The 21,448-nt window shown below is 61.3% G+C and carries 17 protein-coding genes; 5 read left to right on the top strand and 12 right to left on the bottom strand.

Annotated elements, in window-relative coordinates:
* Position 1: 1 nt before the first annotated feature.
* The 3 genes from ACA062_RS03175 to ACA062_RS03165 form a co-directional block, all read right to left on the bottom strand.
* Positions 2-1,447: an amino acid permease gene (locus tag ACA062_RS03175; RefSeq protein ID WP_497455182.1), complete on the bottom strand. Its 1,446-nt coding sequence runs from the start codon at positions 1,445-1,447 to the stop codon at positions 2-4.
* Positions 1,448-1,548: 101 nt separating this feature from the next.
* The gene (locus tag ACA062_RS03170; protein ID WP_497455181.1) at positions 1,549-2,604 is read right to left on the bottom strand and encodes a gamma-aminobutyric acid-binding protein; all 1,056 of its coding nucleotides are present in this window, start codon (positions 2,602-2,604) and stop codon (positions 1,549-1,551) included.
* A 149-nt stretch (positions 2,605-2,753) separates the two neighbouring features.
* Positions 2,754-4,244: an aldehyde dehydrogenase gene (locus ACA062_RS03165; protein WP_497455180.1), complete on the bottom strand. Its 1,491-nt coding sequence runs from the start codon at positions 4,242-4,244 to the stop codon at positions 2,754-2,756.
* A 229-nt stretch (positions 4,245-4,473) separates the two neighbouring features.
* Between ACA062_RS03165 and ACA062_RS03160 the strand changes: the two genes are divergently transcribed.
* Entirely contained in the window at positions 4,474-5,394 is a 921-nt protein-coding gene (locus ACA062_RS03160; protein ID WP_497455179.1) for a LysR family transcriptional regulator, read from the top strand.
* 110 nt (positions 5,395-5,504) lie between these two features.
* Here ACA062_RS03160 and argE read toward each other — a convergent pair whose 3' ends face one another.
* The 4 genes from argE to hrpB form a co-directional block, all read right to left on the bottom strand.
* Complete coding sequence (gene argE / locus ACA062_RS03155; protein ID WP_497455178.1) at positions 5,505-6,668, bottom strand: acetylornithine deacetylase; 1,164 nt, start codon at positions 6,666-6,668, stop codon at positions 5,505-5,507.
* Positions 6,661-7,338 (bottom strand): DUF1028 domain-containing protein, encoded by a 678-nt coding sequence (locus tag ACA062_RS03150; RefSeq protein ID WP_138964116.1) that lies wholly within the window; start codon positions 7,336-7,338, stop codon positions 6,661-6,663. The genes argE and ACA062_RS03150 overlap by 8 nt, the downstream gene beginning before the upstream one ends.
* Positions 7,339-7,455: 117 nt before the next feature.
* Positions 7,456-7,815 carry a DUF6124 family protein gene (locus ACA062_RS03145; RefSeq protein WP_497455177.1) on the bottom strand — a complete coding sequence of 120 codons (360 nt, stop codon included), beginning with the start codon at positions 7,813-7,815 and terminating at the stop codon, positions 7,456-7,458.
* A 514-nt stretch (positions 7,816-8,329) separates the two neighbouring features.
* Positions 8,330-10,846, bottom strand: coding sequence for an ATP-dependent helicase HrpB (gene hrpB / locus ACA062_RS03140; RefSeq protein WP_497455176.1), 2,517 nt, complete (start codon positions 10,844-10,846; stop codon positions 8,330-8,332).
* Positions 10,847-11,208: 362 nt separating this feature from the next.
* Here hrpB and pmcY point away from each other — a divergent pair, with 362 nt between their 5' ends.
* Together pmcY and ACA062_RS03130 are read left to right on the top strand one after the other, a co-directional pair.
* Positions 11,209-11,628 carry a periplasmic Zn2+ metallochaperone PmcY gene (gene pmcY, locus ACA062_RS03135; RefSeq protein ID WP_064675741.1) on the top strand — a complete coding sequence of 140 codons (420 nt, stop codon included), beginning with the start codon at positions 11,209-11,211 and terminating at the stop codon, positions 11,626-11,628.
* Positions 11,629-11,657: 29 nt separating this feature from the next.
* Entirely contained in the window at positions 11,658-12,554 is an 897-nt protein-coding gene (locus ACA062_RS03130) for a cation diffusion facilitator family transporter (RefSeq protein ID WP_497455175.1), read from the top strand.
* Here the strand turns inward: ACA062_RS03130 and ACA062_RS03125 are convergent.
* Positions 12,548-13,549 carry a DUF6515 family protein gene (locus ACA062_RS03125; RefSeq protein ID WP_497455174.1) on the bottom strand — a complete coding sequence of 334 codons (1,002 nt, stop codon included), beginning with the start codon at positions 13,547-13,549 and terminating at the stop codon, positions 12,548-12,550. The two genes, ACA062_RS03130 and ACA062_RS03125, sit on opposite strands and share 7 nt — an antisense overlap.
* Positions 13,550-14,066: 517 nt before the next feature.
* On the opposite strand from ACA062_RS03125, the gene ACA062_RS03120 reads away from it, so the two are divergent.
* Positions 14,067-14,546 carry an Lrp/AsnC family transcriptional regulator gene (locus ACA062_RS03120; RefSeq protein WP_007937367.1) on the top strand — a complete coding sequence of 160 codons (480 nt, stop codon included), beginning with the start codon at positions 14,067-14,069 and terminating at the stop codon, positions 14,544-14,546.
* A gap of 211 nt (positions 14,547-14,757) precedes the next feature.
* The gene (locus ACA062_RS03115) at positions 14,758-14,967 is read left to right on the top strand and encodes a DUF2788 domain-containing protein (protein ID WP_064675738.1); all 210 of its coding nucleotides are present in this window, start codon (positions 14,758-14,760) and stop codon (positions 14,965-14,967) included.
* Here ACA062_RS03115 and ACA062_RS03110 read toward each other — a convergent pair.
* The 4 genes from ACA062_RS03110 to ACA062_RS03095 all read right to left on the bottom strand — a co-directional run bounded on the left by ACA062_RS03110 (position 14,959) and on the right by ACA062_RS03095 (position 21,445).
* Positions 14,959-15,597 carry a pseudouridine synthase gene (locus ACA062_RS03110; protein WP_497455173.1) on the bottom strand — a complete coding sequence of 213 codons (639 nt, stop codon included), beginning with the start codon at positions 15,595-15,597 and terminating at the stop codon, positions 14,959-14,961. The genes ACA062_RS03115 and ACA062_RS03110 overlap by 9 nt on opposite strands.
* A gap of 75 nt (positions 15,598-15,672) precedes the next feature.
* Positions 15,673-17,172: an AMP nucleosidase gene (amn, locus tag ACA062_RS03105; RefSeq protein ID WP_497455172.1), complete on the bottom strand. Its 1,500-nt coding sequence runs from the start codon at positions 17,170-17,172 to the stop codon at positions 15,673-15,675.
* 163 nt (positions 17,173-17,335) lie between these two features.
* The gene (locus tag ACA062_RS03100; protein WP_497455171.1) at positions 17,336-18,985 is read right to left on the bottom strand and encodes an acyl-CoA dehydrogenase family protein; all 1,650 of its coding nucleotides are present in this window, start codon (positions 18,983-18,985) and stop codon (positions 17,336-17,338) included.
* A gap of 75 nt (positions 18,986-19,060) precedes the next feature.
* Complete coding sequence (locus ACA062_RS03095) at positions 19,061-21,445, bottom strand: 7TM diverse intracellular signaling domain-containing protein (RefSeq protein WP_497455170.1); 2,385 nt, start codon at positions 21,443-21,445, stop codon at positions 19,061-19,063.
* Between the last annotated feature and the right edge of the window lie 3 nt (positions 21,446-21,448).

The following is a 21,448-nucleotide window of genomic DNA, read 5'->3' as shown; positions in this document are numbered from 1 at the left end:
TTCAGTTCCCGGACACCGTAACGATCGGCGTCATCTTCGGCACGTCGTTGCCCTGGGATTCGTTTTGAATGAGTGGCTCGGGCGTAAACAGCGGTTTGCGCATCACGAACTTGACCCATACCACGGCAATCAGCGAAATCACGCCCAGCACCACACCGGCACAGCCAAAAATACTGGCGGTCATCTCCGGCGTGGGCGACACGTGGTAGATCGCAAACAGCATGCCGGCGATGCCAATGACTTGTGGCCAAGGATAGAAGGGTGAGCGGAATGGACGGGCCAGATGGGGATAGCGGCGGCGCAAGGCGATCACATCGATGTGCACGATGATGTAGGCCAGCAGCCAGGCAAGCGCGGCAGCCAGAAGCAGCAAGCTGATCGCGGCAGCGTCGTGCCCCAGAATGAGGATCGGCAGACCAGTGATCGCGGCAACAAACAGCACCGCCACCCATGGCGTGCGACCGCGCTCCGTGAGTCGCTTGAATTGCGGGAAGGCCTGGCCGTTTTGCGCCATGCCGTACAGCATGCGGGGTAAAGCAGCCAGGGACGAATTCACGGTGCTGCAAGTGGCGGTAATGGCCGCGACCACCAGGAACAGCTTGCCTGCCTCACCGAAAACGGTGGTGGCGAGCAGGTAGTGAGGCAGCGCATCACTGGCCAGTTGCTCACGTGGAATGCACAGCAGCGCGCCAAAGCAGTACAACGCGATCACGCCGAAGATCACGGTCAAACCGATGGTCATCGAACGCGGAATATTGCGCTCGGGATTGCGGGTTTCTTCCACCAGCGGGCAGACGAATTCAGCCCCGACAAAGCCCCACACCGCCATGGCCGCCAGGGTGATTGCGCCGAATTCCAACGGGTTCCAACCCTGATCGAGCGGCAACTGCAGACTGGCCTGACCGTTACTCAGCGAAGCCAGGCCCATGGCGACGAGGATCACCACCATCACCAGCGCCAGCACGTTTTGCAGCTTGGCAAATACATCAATGCCAAACAGGTTCAAAACGGTGAACAGCCCCAACACCCCGTAGGCCACCACCATGTGCGGAATGACATCCGGGTAGACCTTGCTGATCACCAGATCCAGCAACAGCAGCTCGGCGGAGAGCGCGAACATCGCCACCACCATGTACCCCGAGAAGGTCGCCAGAATCGCTGGGAAATGCCCGATCGCCACTTCCGTGTAACTGCTGAGGCTGCCTGCCTTCGGAATCATCAAGGCCAATTCGGAAAACGACCAGGCGTAGGTGATTGCCAGCACATACGCGATGGCCAGCGGAATGATGAAACCGAAACCGGCAATGCCCGCACCTTGCAGCATCAGCACCATGACGCCCTGCGAGACCACGACGCCCACCGCAACGGCCAGCAACGAGCCCAGCCCCAGGACCCGGCGCAATCCGCCGGACTGTCCCTGGATGGACGTGGTTGTACTTGAACTCATGACAAACTCCCCGTGTTTTCTTGTTGTTGATCGCCTTCATGTGGAAGGCAGGGATATACATCGCGACTCATCCTTGAGTGGCGATTGACGACAGCAGCGGCTTAGCGGGCCGCCCAAGCGTTGAAACGTTCCTCGAGTTCTTCGCCGTGATCGACCCAGAACGTGGCATCGACCAACTGGCCTTCAGAAAGATTGGCCTGAGCGGTGGGCAACTGGGCAAGCGTGTCGGCCGGTAGCTGCGCCAGCACATCCTTGCGGATCGGGCCGTAGGGAATCTGCGTGGAGAAGGACTTCTGCCCACTCGCCTGGCTGGCAAACACGATGAACCGCTCGGCCAGCGCCTTGTTCGGACTGCCGCGAACGATGGCCCAGTGATCGGGATCGTAGAGGTGACCGTTCCATGAAATGGCCAGTTTCGAGCCTTCCTTTTGCGCCACGGCAATCCGGCCGTTGTAGGCCGCCGACATCACGACGTCGCCTGCCGCGAGCCATTGCGGGGGTTGCGCTCCGGCTTCCCACCACTGGATCGAGGGCTTGATCTGGTCGAGCTTGTGAAACGCCCGATCCACGCCTGCCTTGGTGCCCAGCACTGTGTACAGGTCATCCTGTTTGACCCCGTCGGCGAGCAGCGCCACTTCCAGCGTGTACTTGGCGCCCTTGCGCAGGCCGCGCTTGCCAGGGAATTGCTGCAGGTTCCACATGTCCGCCCAGGAGGTTGGCGCCGTGCTCACCTTGTTCGAGTTGTAGGCGAGCACCATCGACCAGACATAACTGGCCACGCCGCACTCGCTGACTGCGCCAGGCAGGTAGTTTTTTGAATCGCCGATCAGTGCCGGATTCAGCCGTTCAAACAGCCCTTCTTCACAGCCTCGCAGCAGTTCAGGGCTTTCGACTTCGACCACATCCCAACTGACCTGGCCCACATCGACCATGGCTTTGACTTTGGACAGTTCTCCGCTGTACTCGCCAACGACAACTTTGCCAGCGCCACTTTGTTCGAAGGGTTTGAAATAAGCCCCCTCTTGCGCTGCCTTGGTGGCACCGCCGAACGAAATGACCGTAAGACTTTCGGAGTGCGCAACAACAGGCACCGTAACTACCAGAAGCGCCGTTAAACCCGCCGCTGCTGTAACGCTCGAAGACGAATATCTGAACATGAAAGCTCCCTCACTTTTTAATTGTGGTTAGTTACTGAGGCAGTCACGGCCACGCAGCCGCAAGTACACGGATGACTCTCCGCGCGATGACATCTTTTTATTCTTTAAACCGCACACAATCAGCGTGCGGTTAATTGTTCAGGAGACGCTCAACGCAATTGAAACCAGGTTGTTTTCAATTGGGTGTATTTATCGAACGAGTGCAACGACAGGTCCCGGCCGAAACCCGATTGCTTGCCGCCACCGAATGGCACGCTGACATCGAGGGCATCCACGGTGTTTACCGAAACGGTGCCGGCCTTCAGCGCCCGTGCAACCCGGTGCGCGCGATTCAGGTCATCGCTCCACACTGAGGCGGCCAGCCCATAGATGCTGTCGTTGGCCAGCCGCACCGCTTGCTCTTCGGTATCGAACGTGGAAATCGCCAGCACCGGGCCGAAAACCTCTTCGCGGGACAGGTGCGACTCATGGGCGACGTCGGCAAAAATGGTCGGCTCGATAAAGTTGTCGGAACCGTTGAAGCTCAAGCGACGGCCGCCGGTGAGCAGTCGGGCCCCGTCTTCGTGGGCGCGTTCGATAAAGCTCATCACACGCGATGCCTGTGCCGAATCGACAATGGCGCCAGCGGCGCTCGCAGGATTCAGTGGATCGCCGGGCATCCAGGCTTTGGCTTTTTCCAACAGACGCTCGATAAACTCATTCTTGATCGAACTTTGCACATACAGTCGCGAGTTGGCCGAGCACACCTCGCCCTGATTGAAGAAGATGCCGAATGCCGCTTTCTCCGCCGCCAGATCAAGATCACGGCAGTCGTCGAACACCAGGCTCGGGCTCTTGCCCCCGCACTCAAGCCAGACCTGCTTGAGGTTCGATTGCGCGGCGTACTGCATGAAGTATTTGCCCACCTGAGTCGAGCCGGTGAACACCAGGCAATCGACATCCGGATGCAGGCCCAGCGCCTTCCCGGCAGACTCGCCCAGCCCAGGCAGCACGTTCAGCACGCCCGGCGGCAAACCGGCTTCCAGGGCCAACTCGGCCAGACGCAGGGCTGAAAACGGTGATTGCTCGGCGGGCTTGAGCACCACGCTATTGCCGGCCGCCAGGGCCGGTGCCAGTTTCCAGGCCGCCATGTCGAGCGGGAAGTTCCACGGCACCACGGCCGCCACCACGCCCAGCGCTTCACGGGTGATGGTCGCCAGTGCCGATGACGCCGTCGGCGCGACCTGATCGTAAAGCTTGTCCAGCGACTCGCCGTACCAGGCGAACACATGGGCGGCGCCGGGGACGTCGATGTTGTAGGCATCCATCACCGGTTTGCCCATGTTCAGCGAGTCGAGCAAGGCCAGCTCTTCGCGATGGGCCAGCACCAGCTCAGACAAACGCAGCATCACCCGCTTGCGCTCAACCGGTGCCATCCGCGCCCAAGGGCCTTCGTTGAAAGCACGGCGCGCACTGCGCACGGCGAGTTCCACTTCCACTTCGCCACACGCGGCGACACGGGCAAGCAACTGATTCGTCGCCGGGTTGATCGAATCGAATGTTGCGCCCGAAGACGCAGCCACCTGCCGGCCATCGATCAAGGCTTTGTCAGAGAAGGTTTGCCGGGCAGCTCGTTGCTGCCAATAGTCGAGGTCGAACACGCTACGCTCCCTTTACGACCGCCAGGGTGGTCGGGGTTGTTATCAGAGGTTGTAGAGATAGTGCGTCAACCGTGCGAAGAGGAAAATTATTAAAAATGTGCTCGGGGTATAAGAAAAAACTAGGTAAGCGCAGACCCAGTCCGGAACCCGCATAGGGTAAGGTTCAGTCAATAATCTGTGCGACGGCCATCCGGGCTTTCACCGCAAAACAGAGCAGAACGAGGTGCGTGTGGCTTCCTATACATTGCGGCAACTCAAGTATTTCGTCACAACGGTTGAAGCCGGCAGCGTCGCTGAGGCCTCGCGGCAGCTGTATATCGCGCAGCCCTCGGTGTCGACGGCGATCAAGAGTCTGGAAGAGTCGTTCAACGTCCAGCTGTTCATCCGCCACCACGCCCAGGGCGTTTCGCTGACGCCCACCGGCACGCGTTTCTATCACAAGGCGCAAGAACTGCTGCGCATGGCCAGGGAGTTTGAACAGAACGCGCTGGCCGATAACGACACGGTGTCCGGACAGATCGACATCGGCTGCTTCGAGACCGTCGCCCCGCTGTACCTGCCGCAACTGATTGCAGGCTTTCGCAAGCTTTACCCGGGCGTGGACATACGCATTCGCGATGGCGAGCAACAAGAGCTGGTGCAGGGCTTGACCGCAGGCACTTTCGACGTGGCATTCCTCTACGACCACGGACTGGACGGCACCATCCAGACCACGCCGCTGATGCCACCGCAAAAGCCTTACGTCCTGTTGCCAGAAGGGCACCGCTTTGCCGACCAGAAGGAAGTGTCGCTACGGGACCTGTGCAGCGAGCCGATGATTCTTCTCGATGTGCAACCGAGCCGGACCTACTTTGTCAGCCTGTTCCACGAGCTGGAATTGACGCCCAACATCGTGTTCAGCTCGCCCTCGATCGAGATGGTGCGCGGTATGGTCGGTCAGGGGTTCGGCTTCTCGATCCTGGTCACCCGCCCGCACTCGGAATGCACTTACGATGGCAAGAAGGTGATCTCGGTGAACATCAAAGAGCCGGTCACCCTGTCCGGCCTGGCGTCTGCCCATTTGAAACGCAGCCAACTGACCAAGCCTGCACAATTGTTCGTGGACTTCTGCCGCGAACAACTGAGCCAGAAAGTCGCAAGCCCCCTGTAGGAGCGAGCTTGCTCGCGAAAAACCTGCAGGCGCCGCGTTCATTCAGACAGCACGCGTCATCGTTAACGACCATCGTCGGAACGCCGCCCGGAGCAAGCTCGCTCCTACAGTTAAATGTCGCCACACAGGTAGTCAGCCAAGCGCAGCAGCATCCCATCGCAACCGCTCAACTGATCCAGCGCAATGAACTCGTCAGGCTTGTGCCCTTGATCCATGCTGCCGGGACCACAGACCACCGTGGGAATGCCAGCCTGATCAAACAGCCCGCCCTCGGTGCCAAACGCGACCGTTCCAAACGCTGAAGAGTTGCTCAACAGCGCAAGCAGCCGCGCCGCTTCACTCTCGGGCGGGGTTGCCAATCCGGGATAAGCGCTCAGCGGCCGCAGGCGAATGTCGGTGTCCGCCTGCACTGCGCGCATCTTGGGCAACACATGTTCGTGGGCGAACGCTTGCAACTGGTCCGCCACTTCCTGAGCATCGAAGTCCGGCAACGCCCTGACCTCGAAATCGAACTCACATTCAGCGGGAACAATGTTCAGCGCCCGGCCACCCTTGATCACACCCGTTTGCACCGTAGAAAACGGCGGATCAAAACGCTGATCGTGGTTGTCGGGATGTGCCAGCTGCTCACCGATCACGCCGAGCCGTCCAATCAACTGTGCCGCATATTCGATCGCGTTCACCCCGTAAGGCGCATACGCCGAATGGCACGCCGCACCGCGCACTTCGCAACGCATCGCGAGTTTGCCCTTGTGGCCGAGCACAGGTTTGAGTTCTGTCGGTTCGCCGATCAGGCAAAGTCGGGGTTTAAATGGCCGTTTCTCCAGCTCGGCCAGCATCGGCCTGACGCCCAGGCAACCCACTTCTTCATCATAGGAAAAGGCCAGGTGCACCGGCGTCAGAAGCGGACGCTGCACGAAGGTCGGGACCGCCGCGAGGACTGAGGCGATGAAGCCTTTCATGTCTGCGGTGCCGCGCCCGTACAGGCGCCCATCCTTTTCAGTCAGCCGGAACGGATCGACCGTCCACGCCTGTCCGTCAACCGGCACCACATCGGTGTGACCGGAGAGCACCACCCCACCCGACGCAAGCGGGCCGATGGTCGCAAACAGATTCGCCTTGGTGCCTTCTTCGTTGAAGAAGAGCTCACTCTGAACCCCGTGTTCGGCCAGATAGGCCTCGATGAAACGAATCAACTCGAGGTTGGAATCGCGGCTGACAGTGGCAAAGCCAATCAGGCGCTCCAGCAGCTCGCGACTGGATGCATCACTCATCCCCGGGCACTCCGTAGCTCGGCGCCGTCGTCGGGTTGAGCGCGCGAGTCAGGTAGTCCTGCATTTGTGGTCGATAGGCTTGCCAGAGACCATCAAGCTGCCCGATGGGATCTTCCTCGGCCCAGTCCACCCGCAAGTCGATGATCGGCCAGGTGTGGTCACCCACCACTTTCAGCGCGGCGGAGTGCACCGGCCCCGCTTCGCCACCGGCCGTCATGGCTGCGTGCATAGCCGCCAGCAAACGGTCCGCCAACTGACCCGGCTCGGCCTCGAACGCCTCGACCATGGCCTCGATGACCCGCACATCGCTCAGCAGGTTACCCGCCGCGACACATTGCTCGCCTTTCACTGCGTTATGCACGCCCAACGACTCTTTACCGCTGAACAGCGCAATCCGGCCTGACGCATCGATCACCGTGACCTGTCGGTACTGGCTCCAGCCATTGGACGTGAGTGCCTTGTCCAGTGCCGCGTCAGGCTCCAGATGCTGGTGCTCCAGCAGGTCCAGGATCTGCGGCCCTAACGCCGGCAGCGTAATGTTCTGCGTGGAAACCGCACCCACTCCTGCCCGTGCCCAAGGGCAGCGTGCGCCGACCGCAATGCTGGAAGAACTGATGGCAATACCGAGCTGACCGGTTTCAGGGCAGCGTCCGATAATCGAGAACGTCATGACTCACTCCTTAAAATTCCAATGCACGCGCCATTGCATTCTGTGCATGCACTGGAATCGGAGAAAGCAGGTTTTTTGTGGCTTTGGGAAAGGAAAAAACTGGTCAGCCCCGCAGGCTTACCCGGGTGGATCAATCTGATCCAGCACCCGATTCGCCGTGATCTCCGCCAGCATCACGCTGTTGGAAATCCCCAGCAGCGCATTGCGCGATCCGCCGTCGAGGTGATCGACCAATTGATGGACCATCACATCGACCGAGGCCAGCGTTTCGACCAGATACACCATCAGGGTTTCGGTCTTCACCTCCGGGTCGACGGTAAACAGATGACCGGGTTTGCGCGGCGCAGCTTTGATGTCGGCTGTCGTGGGGAAGTGGAAGTTGAGGGCGCGTTCGGCGGCCTCGTTGAGTTTTTTTGAATCGGGTTCGTATGGGGAGGTGGGATCGGTGTCCGGCGGATTAGGTGAAGGTTTGATCATAGATTGAAACTCCCAAATATATGGAGCCGTCACCGATCTGCGACTAAACAGGGGGGTGGCAGCTGTACGCAGGTTAGTCGACCGGGGGAGTATCAAACCGGCGCGCCCGAAGGCGCCCTGCGCACAGCTACCATGGAGTGCAGGCATGAAATGACCTGACTGTCTGATCGCATATGCGCGTTGATATACCCTCGAGCGACTAAACCCGATCACTGATGAGCAGTGACACGAATCAAGTTACCGATGGCCCCCAAAGCGCACAAGCCGGCGGATTCTGGCGTACCCGTAGGCAACGGCGCAAGGTCTTGTAGCTTGCAGGAAGTATCCTTAAACGCCTTTAAACACGCGCTCTCCGCCACTGTTTAACGGGCTGACGCATGCCTCCCACAAAAGGTTAAAAACTGTAGGAGCGAGCCTGCTCGCGAAAGGCTCAAGGCCACCGCTGAGCATCCGGTTTTACGCGTTTTCGTTCACGACCTTCGCGAGCAGGCTCGCTCCTACAGGGGGCGATGGTTTACTTACGCGGTTTGATCCGCGCCGTGGCCTCCGCCACCAGCGGGTCATCCGGCCAATAGTGCTTCGGGTAGCGCCCCTTCAAATCCTTCTTCACTTCGGCGTAGGTGCTGCGCCAGAAGTTCGCCAGGTCCTGGGTCACTTGCACCGGGCGTCGCGCCGGGGACAGCAGGTGCAGTTTGACCACTTGCCGGCCACCGGCGATGCGCGGGGTTTCAGCCAGGCCGAACAATTCCTGCAACCGCACCGCGAGGATCGGCGGCTGCTCGCTGTAGTCCAGACGAATCGACGAGCCCGACGGCACGCTCAAGTGATGCGGTGCCAGCTCGTCGAGCCGTTGCGGCAGCGGCCACGGCAGCAGGTTGTGGACGATGCTCGAGAGGTCGAGATTGGCGAAGTGACTGAGCCGCGAAACTTTGCCCAGGTACGGCATCAACCAGTGTTCAAGGCTTTTGAGCAACGCGGCGTCGCTGACATCCGGCCATTCGCTTTCGCCCTTGCCGGCCAAATCCAGCTGACGCAACAACGCGACGCGCGCCTGCCACTGCCGCAGCTCCGGCGTCCACGGCAACAGCTCCAGGCCTTTACGTCGCACCAGATTCACCAGCGCCTGACTGCGGGCGCTGTCATCGAGGCCGGTCAGGGGTTCACGGCTGAGGATCAGTTCCCCAACCTTGCGTTGGCGCTCGGCGCGCAACACGCCTTCGCGCTCATCCCAATCCAGTTGATCGACACAGCGCACCTGCTCCGCCAACACCGAGTCGAACAGCCCTGGATCGAAATCCGCCGCCAGATAAATCCGTTCCTCACGCTGGCCCTGACGACTGCCGAGATCGGCGATTACCAGCCAGGGCTGCTTCATCAAGCTGTCGGCTTCGGCGAACAGCGCCGCACGACCGTTGGCCAGACGATACTCCGCGCCACCGGCCCGTCGCTGTTGCGCGACCCGATCCGGATAAGCCAGCGCCAGCAGCGCGCCGAGCCAGCGCGGATGATCGGGATCGCTGACCGGTTCCGCTGCTTTGCCGCGCAGATAACCGCGATATTGCCGCGCCAGTTGCCGAGCCCGTTGCACCCCGCCCTGAGCGCCGCGTGCAGCGCGTTCTTCGCCGGACAACAGCGCCAACCGGCTGTGCAGATCCGCCCCGGCGCCGCGCAAGATATCCCGCTCGCCGAGCAGGGCCGCGACATCGCACGCCATGTCGGCCAGGCCGAGTGCCTGACCGCGCAACAGCAAATGCGCGATGCGCGGATGCGCCGGCAGTTCGGCCATGGTCTGGCCGTGACGGGTCAGCACTTCACCGTCCAGGGCGCCCAAGCGATCGAGCAAGTCCTGAGCCTGTGCATAAGCGGCGGCTGGCGGCCTGTCGAGCCACACCAGTTGCCCCGGTGTCACGCCCCAACGCCCCAGTTGCAAGGCCAGGCCGGCGAGGTCCGCCGAGAGAATTTCCGCACTGGCATACGCCGCCAGTTGCTCGTGCTGATCCTGCGACCACAACCGATAACACACGCCCGGCTCCAACCGCCCCGCCCGGCCCGCGCGTTGCGTGGCACTGGCACGGGAGATGCGCTGGGTGTCGAGCCGGGTCATGCCGCTGCCGGGATCGAAACGCGGCACTCGCGCCAGCCCGGCATCGATCACCACGCGCACGCCATCGATGGTCAGGCTGGTCTCGGCGATGTTGGTCGCCAGCACCACTTTGCGTTGGCCTGCGGGGGCCGGATCGATTGCGGCGCGTTGGGCCGCCAGGTCCAGTTCACCGTGCAAGGGGCAGAGCAACACCTGCGTGCTCTCACCCAGCGCATCGGCCAGTTGTTGATGCACGCGACGGATTTCCGCCTGCCCCGGCAGAAACACCAGCACACTGCCGGTTTCGTCGTTCAAGGCATCAAGAATGGTTTGCACCAGCCGCGGCTCAATGAATTCACCGGGCTGGAACGGCCGGCCCCAGCGCATCGCCACCGGGTACATGCGGCCTTCGCTGCGCAGGATCGGCGCGTCATCGAGCAACCCGGCCAGGCGTTCGCCTTCCAGGGTTGCCGACATCAACAGGATTTTCAGCGGTTGATCGTCACGAAACAACTCGCGCCCATTCAGGCTCAAGGCCAGCGCCAGATCGGCATCGAGACTGCGCTCGTGGAATTCGTCGAAGATCAGCAAGCCCACGCCTTCGAGCGCCGGGTCGTCCTGCAAACGGCGGGTGAGAATGCCTTCGGTGACCACTTCAATGCGGGTGTTGGGGCCGACTTTGCTGTCGAGACGAATGCGATAGCCGACGGTTTCGCCGACTTTCTCACCGAGCTCACTGGCCAGCCGCTCCGCCGCCGCCCGCGCGGCCAACCGACGCGGTTCCAGCATCAGAATGGTCTGCCCGGCCAGCCAGGGCTCGTTGAGCAAGGCCAGGGGCACGCGGGTGGTTTTACCGGCACCGGGCGGTGCTTCGAGCACGGCTTCGTGGCGTGTAGCCAAGGCTTCACGCAGGGCGGGTAAAACTTCATCGATCGGCAAAGAAATCATGCTGGCTCCCCAGGGCGTGCCCACAGTAAATTGCGAGTCGCGTTGAAGCTGTGGACGTGCCAGGCAAGGCGCGGGACGCCGGTAAGGGTCGTTTCCTTGCCAAGTCCCGCAACGCAGCATGGCGCGTCCACAGCTTCAGCCCGGAGGGCCGAACCCCGATAACATCCATCAGCCGTTACGCGTTGTCGATCTGGAAAAAACAACATCAATCCTCAGCTATTCCAGTGGGGGTGAGACGCGGCCGCAATTTACTGTGGGCACGCCCTGCCAGCGCGAGTATAACGGCGAACTGCTCGGCGTTTATCAGGGTCCTAATTCATATAGGCGCCTTTTCGTTTTGAAATTACCCAGGAGATTTCCTTATGCGTGCTCCCTTTCGCTTGATTGGCGGTGTACTGATCGCGACGTTGCTGACCCAGGTCACCGCCTGCGGTTCGATTTTCTATCCTGACCGTCGTGGCCAGATCGACGGCAAGATCGACCCGGCCATCGCCGCGCTGGATGCCGTGGGCCTGCTGTTTTACATCATCCCCGGCCTGATCGCCTTTGCCGTGGACTTCGCCACTGGCGCGATTTACTTCGAGCCAGGCAAGACGGCCCAGGTGGCCCCGGAAAAACTCCAGGAAGCCATCGGTGCCGACGGCAAGGTCGATAACCACAAGTTGCAGACTATTCTCGAAACCGAATTGGGCCGCAGCTTCCCGCTGGACGACCCGCGCCTGATCCAGCACAAGGGCAGCGCTCAGCAATTGGCCATGTTCGGCCTGCAACCCGCCGCGTAATTCGCGCCCTGAAAGGACACGCCGCCCCTATGATCTCCAGCTCCGAACACGCCCGCTTGCTGCGGCTTGCGACCCGTGCCTCGGTGGCGGTGGCCTGTACGTTGATCGTCGCCAAAGGCATCGCCTGGTGGTTGAGCGGTTCGGTGAGCATGCTCGCCGGGCTGACCGACTCGACACTCGACGGCGTCACTTCGCTGCTCAATCTGCTGGCAGTGCATTACGCCTTGCGCCCCGCCGATGAGGATCACCGCTACGGGCATGGCAAGGCCGAATCGCTGGCGGGGATGGCGCAGGCCCTGTTCATTGGCGGCAGCGCGGTGCTGATCGCCTTGCAGGCCGTCGACCGGTTGAAGCATCCGGAACCGGTGGGAGCGCCATGGATCAGCATCGGGGTCATCGTATTTTCCCTCGCGCTGACCCTGGCGCTGCTGATGCTGCAACATCGGGTGGTCAAGGCCACGGGTTCCAACGCGGTGCGTGCCGACTCCCTGCATTACCGCTCGGACATGTTGCTCAACGGCAGCATTCTGGTGGCGTTGGTGCTGGCCGGGTTTGGCTGGCATCAGGTCGACCCCTGGTTCGGCCTGGGGATCGCCGCCTACATTCTCTGGAGCGCAATCCAGATCGCCCGGGAAAGTTTTACGGTGCTGATGGATGAAGAACTGCCGCCGGATGTCAGCCAGCGCATGCTCGAACTGGCCTGCAGCGTGCCGGGCGTATTGGGTGCGCATGACCTGCGCACGCGGGTTTCCGGCAACCAGTGGTTTGTGCAATTGCACCTGGAATTGCCCGGCGACCTGACGCTGTCAGTCGCCCACGGCATCAGTGATCAAGCCGCCGACGCGATTCACGCGGCTTATCCGCGAGCCGAAGTGCTGGTGCACGCCGACCCGCAGGAAGTGGTGCTGGCAGCCAGGGCTCAATAAGACACCTGATAACCGCGGCTGCCCAGGCAGTTGCCCTGGGCCTGGCGGTAGATTTGCACCACCGACGGGGCCGGCTGGTAGGTGGCCGTTCGCGGATCGAAGCCACTCTGCTGCACTGCGTATTGATAGCACTCGTAACCGTCCTGGTTGACCTGCTCCGGCGACTGGCCGTTGGCGGGATAGGCCTCCACGTCGTAACCATTGCTTACCGGTTGCGGTTGCGGCTGCACAGGTGGTTCGACCACTACGTAATCCTGGGTGGTTTCCTGATAGGCATAGTAGGAACCGGCCGCCAGGAACAGCAGCGCACCGCCGATCCACACTTCACGGGCGTAATCGGGCAGGTAGCTGACACGAATGCCGCGCGGCGGTTGCACCACGACATAACGCGGCCCCTGCGGGCGATACCAGTAGCCACCGGAGTAGTAATACTCCCGACCACCATAAGGCACGCGGTAGTCGCGGTCCGGGAAGCGATCGATCACATGACCGGGGCGATATTGCGGGCCGGGGGCCCAGCCGTTGCCATGACCGTCCGGACGGCCTGGCCAGCGACGGTCATCGGGGCGCGGAGCGTTATTTTGCCAATGTTGGTTGTTGTCGTTGTACCGCGGAGCACCCTGATAGTAGCCGCGCTGCGGTTGCTGGGTCTGGCGCACGGTGTCGGGCCGGCCCTGGATCGGCAGGTCATTGGCCGGTAGTTGCGGTGGTGGTGGCGGCGGCCGCACCGGGCTGTTGTAGTCGGGCGGCTGACGGTTTGATTGATTCTGGCCGTTGTGCTCGAACTGACGACTGTTGTCGCCTCGAATGACGTCGTTGTTCTGCGGGCGCGGCTGATTATTGCCGCCATGGCCCTGATTGTTTCCCTGATGGCCATCCGAACCCCGTTGTCCGCCGTCGGGACCCCGGTTTTGCGGTTCATCGGCCAGCGCTTGCGCGGTGACACTGACACACAGCAAACCAACTCCGGCCAAATGCCAGATGCGCGACTTCATGCTTTTCCTCACTGCGGGTCAGGGCCTGTACATGAGACTGGAAAAGCGGCGGCCGGTTCTGCAACAGGTTATCAGTCGCGCAACTTATTTGCCGGCTTGCGGGCGAAGGGGGCTTGGGGATTTGTATCGATCTTTAGGGTGCTTTCGCTGGCAAGCCAGCTCCTACAGGGGGGGCGGGACGGAAGGTAAATCGCGGGCAAAAGAAAAGGGAGACCCGTCGGCCTCCCTTTGAGAACTTCGTCCGTGCTCGACGCTTTTGACGTCGGCTCACCTCACGCCGTCTTCTGGACAGTGTGCAGCTCGGGGGCCGGCTCATCCCCTGTGGGGAGTGGCGACCGCAGCTGGCCTGATTGGGCGAGCCGCTGTGGACTGTTTGTCCGAGCAGTGATTCTGGTGATAAGAATAGGCTGGAGGCCTTGGCAGAGGATTGCGAAGATTGCTCAAATAAACATGACTTGCGCAATTTTTAACCCTGGATAGATAATCTGCCGCAATTGATATGACAAAGGCCTGATTGATGAGCAAACTCGACCGATACGACCTGAGCATTTTGGCGGAATTGCAGCGCGACGCGCGCATTTCCAACCAGGAGCTGGCCGAACGCATCGGCCTGTCACCCTCGCCTTGCTCGCGCCGGGTCAAGCAACTGGAAGACGACGGCTACATCTCCCGCCAGGTGGCGCTGCTGGACCGAAAAATGCTCGGTCTGAGCCTGACGGCTTATGTACTGATCGGCATGGACCGGCATACGCCGGAGCGTTTCGAGAACTTCGAAGCGGCGATCCGGACATTGCCTCAGGTGCTGGAATGCAGTCTGGTGACGGGGATGGATGCGGACTATCAGCTCAAGGTGGTGGTGCCGGATATGGATCACTATCAGAAACTGCTGCTGGGGCATCTGACCCGGATTGAAGGGGTGACCAGTGTACGGTCGAGTTTTGTGTTGAATCAGGTGCTCAATAGCACCGAACTGCCGCTGACTCATCTGCGTAGCTGAGGACGCTATCGCGGGCAAGCCCGCTCCCACAGGATTTGTGTCGGCCTCAGGACTCAAGAACGCCACATGACCTGTGGGAGCGAGCTTGCTCGCGATGGGGCCGGAACAGGCGACGAATAGCTGCGACACACTGCCGCAGGTCAATCCCCCACCACTCCCCCATGACGTATACTCCAGCGCCTTTTAGCCCCGCCCGCACTGGAGATGTCCGATGGATCCTGCAGTATTCGAAGAGTGGATGATGACCGGACTGGTCAGCATTCTGATCATTTTCATGGGTTTCATTGTCTGGGACCTGGCGAAAAAATCCAAGGCCGGGCGCTTTGGTTCGTTCATCCTGTTCTTCGTGCTCGGCCTGGGCGTGGCCGCGTTCGTGATCAAAAGTGTGGTCATCGGCCTGATCGAGTCCGGCTCAATTTAAACGCGCCGGCACTTCTTTCCACTGGCCCTGATCGAGCCCTTCGATCGACCAGTCGCCGATTCTGACCCGCACCAGGCGCAACGTCGGCAAGCCGACCGCCGCGGTCATGCGCCGCACCTGGCGGTTGCGGCCCTCGCGAATCACCAGCTCAAGCCAGCTGGTGGGCACGCTCTTGCGAAAGCGCACCGGCGGATTGCGCGGCCATAATGTCGGCTCTTCAAGCTGTCGCGCTTCGGCGGGCAAGGTCATGCCGTCGTTCAACTCGACGCCATCGCGCAAACGCTGCAATTGCCCGGGGCCCGGCTCGCCTTCCACCTGCACCCAATAGGTCTTGGCCAGTTTGTGTTTCGGGTCGGCGATTCGCGCCTGCAGCTGTCCGTCGTTGGTCAATAGCAACAGGCCTTCGCTGTCGCGGTCCAGTCGTCCTGCCGGGTAAATCCCGGGGATATCGATGAAATCCTTGAGCGTCGCCCGCCCTTCGCCATCGCTGAACTGCGTCAGCACATCGAAGGGTTTATTGAACAGAATCAGCTTCGGCTCGGCCGGCGGCGCTTTGGCGACACGGCGCGGGGCTGATGGCGGGTTATTCGCGCCAGGGCGGCGAGAGACAGGACGTGGAGGACGAGACATGGGCAAGGGAACATCTAACGGTCAGGGCTGCTAATGCTAGTGCCCTGACCGCCAAATGACCATGACCACGCGCTATCAGCGGAACGGCGGCTCGTCGAAGCTGCGCAGTTTGCGCGAGTGCAGCGAGTTGAGTTCGGTGCGCAACAGATCCACCGCCTCGATGCCGATCTTCAAGTGCTGGCTGACCGCACGCTCATAAAAGGCGTTGGCCGAGCCCGGCAGTTTGATTTCACTGTGCAAGGGTTTGTCGGACACGCAGAGCAACGTGCCGTACGGCACCCGCAAGCGATAACCCTGGGCAGCAATGGTGCCGCTTTCCATGTCCACCGCCACCGCGCGGGACAGGTTGATCAGCGGCCGCTCCTGGGCCCAGCGCAATTCCCAGTTCCGGTCGTCATAGGTCAGGACGGTGCCGGTGCGCAGGCGCTTCTTCAGCTCGTCGCCCTTCTCGCCCGTGATGTTCGCCGCGGCTTGCTGCAAGGCCATCTGCACTTCCGCGAGGGCCGGGATCGGAATGTTCGGCGGCACCACACGGTCGAGAATCCCGTCGCGGCGCATGTAAGCGTGAGCCAGCACGTAGTCGCCAATGGTCTGGGACTGACGCAGGCCGCCGCAGTGACCGATCATCAGCCAGCAATGCGGGCGCAATACGGCCAGGTGGTCGGTGATGTTCTTGGCGTTGGACGGGCCGACGCCGATGTTCACCAGGGTCACGCCGTGGCCATCGCTGGCGATCAGGTGATAGGCCGGCATCTGGTAACGGTGCCAGACCACACCCGCGGCAATCGCCGAGGCTTCGCCGTGGTCCATGCTCTTTTCGATGATCACGTTGCCCGGCAAGACCATGCGTACGAAACGCGGATCACTGCGCAATTGCTCCAGGCCATGGACGATGAACTGGTCGACGTAGCGGTGGTAGTTGGTCAGCAGAATCCACGGCTGCACATGACGCCAGTCGCTGCCGGTGTAATGCACCAGGCGCCGCAGGGAGAAATCCACCCGCGCGGCATCGAACAGCGCCAGCGGCAGCGGGTCGGTGTTTTCCCAATCGTACAGACCATCGGCAATGCCATCGGTCGCGGCCGACAGGTCGGTACTGGGGAAGACTCGCGCCAGCACGGCGGCGGTGACGCCGGAGCCGGCCAACTCATCGCCCTGCTCGACCACGTAGGGATAAGGAATGTTCTGCTGGCTGATGCCCACTTCCACGGTCACGGTGAAGTCGTGCATCAGCGGAACGAGTTGTTCCAGCAGGTATTTGCGGAAAGCGGCCGGGTGGGTGACGGTGACGCTGTAGGTTCCGGGCAGCTGAACCTTGGCATAAGCGCGCGTGGTCTGCGGGACTTCGCCCTGGCAGTGGTAGGTCAGACGCAGTTCGGGATAACGAAACATTGCACGCTGTTCGGCGTCCGGTTCGACTCGATCCTTGAGGTAACGCTTGAGCGCCTGGGTCAGCGCGGTGGTTGCACGATTGTGCAAGAGCGCAAGCCGATCCACGGCTTGCTCGGCGGTTTGAACGACAATAAAAGCTTCGGTCACGATCAGCATCCTGTGTTCTGACTTGCAGGCCTTCATCTTGCCTGCAACATTGCTTCACGGGAACCCTGTGGGAGCGGGCTTGCCCGCGATAGCGGTGTGTCAGACCACATTAATGTTGAATGTTGAATCGCAATCGCGGGCAAGTCGGATCGCCGCACCGCCGCTCCCACAGGGTTTAATGGCGTTCATCCAATTGTGGTCAGAACCCTTGCGGGGTCGACCGAGCCACAATCGCTTCAACATCCAGCCCGCGTGGCAATGCGCCATACACCCGACCGGCCGAACCCAGGCGGCTGGCGATGAAGGCGTCGCTGACCGTAGCATTGCCCGCCTCCAGCAACAGCTTGGCTTGAAGCCCCAACGCGATGTCTTCGGTCAACTGCCGGGCGCGGTACTGGATGTCGTCCGTGTCCTTGAACGCCGCCTGCAATTGGCTGATGTGCGCCGCCAGGCGCTTGTCACCATGACCATCACCCAATTCGCTGAACAACACATCAAGCACACCCGGCTCCTTGGACAACGCGCGCAGGACGTCGAGGCATTGCACGTTGCCGGAACCTTCCCACGTCGAGTTGACCGGCGCCTCACGGTACAACCGCGGCAGGATGCTGTCTTCGACATAGCCGGCGCCGCCCATGCATTCGGCGGCTTCGTTGATCATTGCGGGCGCGCGCTTGCAGATCCAGTACTTGCCCACCGCCGTGACCAGCCGGGCGAACTTCGCTTCGTGGCTGTCATCCAGATGATCCAGCGCCAGGCCCATGCGCAGGCTCAAGGCCAGGGCCGCCTCGCTTTCCAGCGCCAGGTCGGCCAATACGTTTTGCATCAAGGGTTGTTCGCTGAGCAGCTTGCCACCCACCCGGCGATGAGCACAGTGATGGCTGGCCTGGGTCAATGCCTGGCGCATCAAGGCGCTGGAGCCGACCATGCAATCGAAGCGGGTCATGGCGACCATTTCGATGATGGTGGGCACCCCTCGGCCTTCTTCGCCCACCATCCAGGCCAGGGCGCCACGGAACTCCACTTCGCTGGAGGCGTTGGAGCAATTGCCCAGTTTGTTCTTCAGACGCTGGATATAGAGCTGGTTGCGCGTGTCGTCCGGGCGATGGCGCGGCAGCAGGAAACAGGTCAAACCCTTGTCAGTCTGGGCGAGCGTCAGGAAGGCATCGCACATCGGTGCCGAACAGAACCACTTGTGGCCCACCAGTTCATAGGCCTGGCCCGGACCGCTGGCGCCGACCGGATAGGCTTTGGTGGTATTGGCCCGCACATCGGTGCCGCCCTGCTTCTCGGTCATGGCCATACCAATGGTGACACCGGCCTTGTGGGCCATGCCGACGTTGCGCGGGTCGTATTCGGTGGCGAGGATTTTCGGCAGCCACAGCTGCGCCAGATCCGGCTGCAGGCGCATCGCCGGGACACTGGCAAACGTCATGGTCAACGGGCAGCCACTGCCGGCTTCGGCCTGGCTGTGCAGATACGTCATCGAGGCGCGGGCGACGTGGGCGCCGGACTGCGGATGCGCCCAGGGCAATGAGGTCAAGCCGTGCTCGACCGCCGTGCGCATCAGCTGGTGGTACGCCGGGTGAAATTCCACCAGATCGACGCGATGCCCGTAACGGTCGTGACTGCTGAACACCGGTTTGTACTGATTCGCCAAAAAACCCGCTTCCATCAGCGGCCCCCCGGCCAGTGCGCCGTAGGCGTCGATCCGCGACTCGGCCCAACCGGCGCCAAAACGCCGCGACCACTCCTGCAGGGGCAGGTCGATGCGATACAGGTTGGTACCGTCCAGCGAGGGTGGCTGGTTGGCTACTTCGTGGGTTTCGGCGAACTGATGCAGGTTCATGACGGGGCTCCTTTGGTCAGCCGAGGGATTTTCAGTTAAGCACCGCCCCACGGCCGATCAAAGTGTCATATCTGCCTAAATATCGGCACTTTCGCCTTGCCCCGGACACAGCACCCGCCGATAGAGCGCGGCTTGCAGGTCTTCAAATTTCACCGGTTTGCTCAGGTAATCGATCGCCGCGCCGTTCGGGCAACGTTCCCGATCAGCGCCCAGGGCAACCACGAATACCGGCAGTTCGGCGCAACCCGGCACTGTGCGGATCCGGCAGTGCACGGACAGGCCATCCAGCAACGGCAACTGACTATCGAGCAATACGGCGTCAAAGGCTTCACGCTGCAAATGATCGAGCGCAGCGCTGCTGTTGTCGGCCGTGCGCACCCGGAATCCCAACTTGAGCAACATGCCACGCATCACCAGTTGATTGAGGCTGTTGTCATCGATCAACAGCACGGTGCAGTCTTGGGGCAGTCGCAGGCGAGGGTGCGCCCGAGTCATCGAAGGCACTGATAAGCGTTCCACCACGGGCAGTTCGAATTCGACGTCGAGCTGAAAGCGGCTGCCGCGCCCGGGCTCGGAGCGGTGAGTCAGACGCCCGCCCAGCAATTCGATCAGTTGCCGACAGATCGCCAGGCCGATGCCCAGGCCACCGTACTCACGGGTCATCGAACCGTCGAGCTGGAAAAACCGCTGATACAGGGTCGCCTCTCCCAGGTCGGTGAAACCGATGCCGGTGTCGATCACCACAAAGGACAGTGCCAGTCGGTCGGACCCCACGGGTTCACCCGTCACCCGCAGCGCCACCCCGCCGATCCGGGTGAATTTGATGGCGTTATCCAGCAGGCATTCCAGGCATTGCGCCAACTTGGCACTGTCACCGTGCAGACGATCCGGCAGCCCCGACGCCACGTCGACCTTGAAATCCAGCGACTTGCCCGAGGCATTGCCCTCGAACTGCACTCGCAAGGCGTCGACCACGCCGCGCAAACTGCAGAGGGCCGCAACGGCCTTGAGCTTGCCGGCCTGCAGTTCGGTCAGGGTCAGGATGCCATTGACCATGCGCATCATCTCGCGCGCCGAGCCCGCCGCCGTTTGCTGGTATTGCTCCAGCTCGGCGTCCATCTCGACGGTCTGCATCAGTTCCAGCGAACCGATCACACCGTTCATGGGCGTGCGCAGTTCGTGGGTCAGGGTCGCCAGGAATTCATCCTTGAGCTGGTTGCCGTGCGCCAGTTGCTGGTTCAGCACTTCGAGCTTGTGCCCGGCGTCAAGCAACGTCTGCGCCTGCTGTTCGCGCATGGCATTGATGCGGTCGGCCAGGGCCAGCGACAGCAGCGCCACTTCAATCGCCGCGCCGATCTGGCTGGAATACATGGTCAGGAACACGTTCGGCAGATACCCCAGCACCATCAGCGTATTGATGATCCCCCCGAGTAAAAACGCCGACCAGGCAATGATGAAATACCGCGCCACCCGCAGGCCGCGCAACCAGGCGAAAACCCCCGCGGCAAAAATCACCAGGGTGAACGTCAGCGCCAGGGCCGTCGCCAGACGCAGGGCCAGGGCATAACTGGTCATCAACGACAACCCGACCACCACAGCGCCAAACGCAATCAGCGCCAACAGCAAGCGATCGAGCCAGCGACTGTGGGTCGCGGTCTGCAGGAAGCTGCGGGCGAACTGGCTGCCGAACAGCCCTGCACAACCGATGAAGAAGGGCGTCGCCGCGTTGGCCCACCAGGGATTGTCCGGCCAGAAATACTCCACGGCCGCGCCATTCACCGACAGCTGGTACAAACCAAATGAGGCGATATAGAAGATGTAATACAGGTAACTGGTGTCACGTACGCTGAGGTAGATGAACAGGTTGTAGACCAGCATTCCCAGTAACACACCATAGATCACGCCCAGCACATAAAGGCGCACCGGCTGGTCTTCGAGGTAAGCGGTGCTCGACCACAACGTCACCGGCGCCTGGATCGAGCCTTCGCTTTCCAGGCGTAGATAGACGGTTTGCGATTGATCAGGCATGAAACCCAGATTGAACAAGTAATTGTTCTGGCGAATCTCGCGACTGGCGAACGGCAGCGCATCGCCGGTCTGCCGGGCCAACCGGTAGCCCCCGGCCGTATCGGGCACGTACAGATCAAGGTGATCAAGGGGCGGATAGGCCAGTTCCAGCAGCCATGTCCGTTGCGCCAACGGGTGGGTGGGCCGGTAATGCAGATCGATTTTCAGCCAGAACGCCGAACGTGAATAACCGGCGTTGAGGGTGTCGTTATCGTGGGTTTTGAAATGCCCTGCTGCGGCTTGCGCGCGGACATCGGCAATGCTCGCCTGACCACTGGCGTCTTCGAACACTTGCAGGGTCCGGCCAAGCGCAAGGCTTTGGGTGAATTCATCGAACTCGACGGCGCTCGCCATGAGGGGCAAACACAACAGCAACATCAGCAAATAGCGCATTTA

It is taken from the genome of Pseudomonas sp. LBUM1679, assembly GCF_059695565.1.
Note: the sequence above shows the minus strand (reverse complement) of the source record. Positions and strands in the feature narration are given on the sequence as shown.

Bases quoted from the DNA above. Each gene is read 5' to 3' on its own strand.
- ACA062_RS03175 (WP_497455182.1), bottom strand. From the start codon at position 1,447: ATGAGTTCAAGTACAACCACGTCCATCCAGGGACAGTCCGGCGGATTG.
- ACA062_RS03170 (WP_497455181.1), bottom strand. From the start codon at position 2,604: ATGTTCAGATATTCGTCTTCGAGCGTTACAGCAGCGGCGGGTTTAACG.
- argE (WP_497455178.1), bottom strand. From the start codon at position 6,668: ATGAGTGATGCATCCAGTCGCGAGCTGCTGGAGCGCCTGATTGGCTTT.
- ACA062_RS03150 (WP_138964116.1), bottom strand. From the start codon at position 7,338: ATGACGTTCTCGATTATCGGACGCTGCCCTGAAACCGGTCAGCTCGGT.
- ACA062_RS03145 (WP_497455177.1), bottom strand. From the start codon at position 7,815: ATGATCAAACCTTCACCTAATCCGCCGGACACCGATCCCACCTCCCCA.
- hrpB (WP_497455176.1), bottom strand. From the start codon at position 10,846: ATGATTTCTTTGCCGATCGATGAAGTTTTACCCGCCCTGCGTGAAGCC.
- pmcY (WP_064675741.1), top strand. From the start codon at position 11,209: ATGCGTGCTCCCTTTCGCTTGATTGGCGGTGTACTGATCGCGACGTTG.
- ACA062_RS03130 (WP_497455175.1), top strand. From the start codon at position 11,658: ATGATCTCCAGCTCCGAACACGCCCGCTTGCTGCGGCTTGCGACCCGT.
- ACA062_RS03125 (WP_497455174.1), bottom strand. From the start codon at position 13,549: ATGAAGTCGCGCATCTGGCATTTGGCCGGAGTTGGTTTGCTGTGTGTC.
- ACA062_RS03120 (WP_007937367.1), top strand. From the start codon at position 14,067: ATGAGCAAACTCGACCGATACGACCTGAGCATTTTGGCGGAATTGCAG.
- ACA062_RS03115 (WP_064675738.1), top strand. From the start codon at position 14,758: ATGGATCCTGCAGTATTCGAAGAGTGGATGATGACCGGACTGGTCAGC.
- ACA062_RS03110 (WP_497455173.1), bottom strand. From the start codon at position 15,597: ATGTCTCGTCCTCCACGTCCTGTCTCTCGCCGCCCTGGCGCGAATAAC.
- amn (WP_497455172.1), bottom strand. From the start codon at position 17,172: ATGAAGGCCTGCAAGTCAGAACACAGGATGCTGATCGTGACCGAAGCT.
- ACA062_RS03100 (WP_497455171.1), bottom strand. From the start codon at position 18,985: ATGAACCTGCATCAGTTCGCCGAAACCCACGAAGTAGCCAACCAGCCA.
- ACA062_RS03095 (WP_497455170.1), bottom strand. From the start codon at position 21,445: ATGCGCTATTTGCTGATGTTGCTGTTGTGTTTGCCCCTCATGGCGAGC.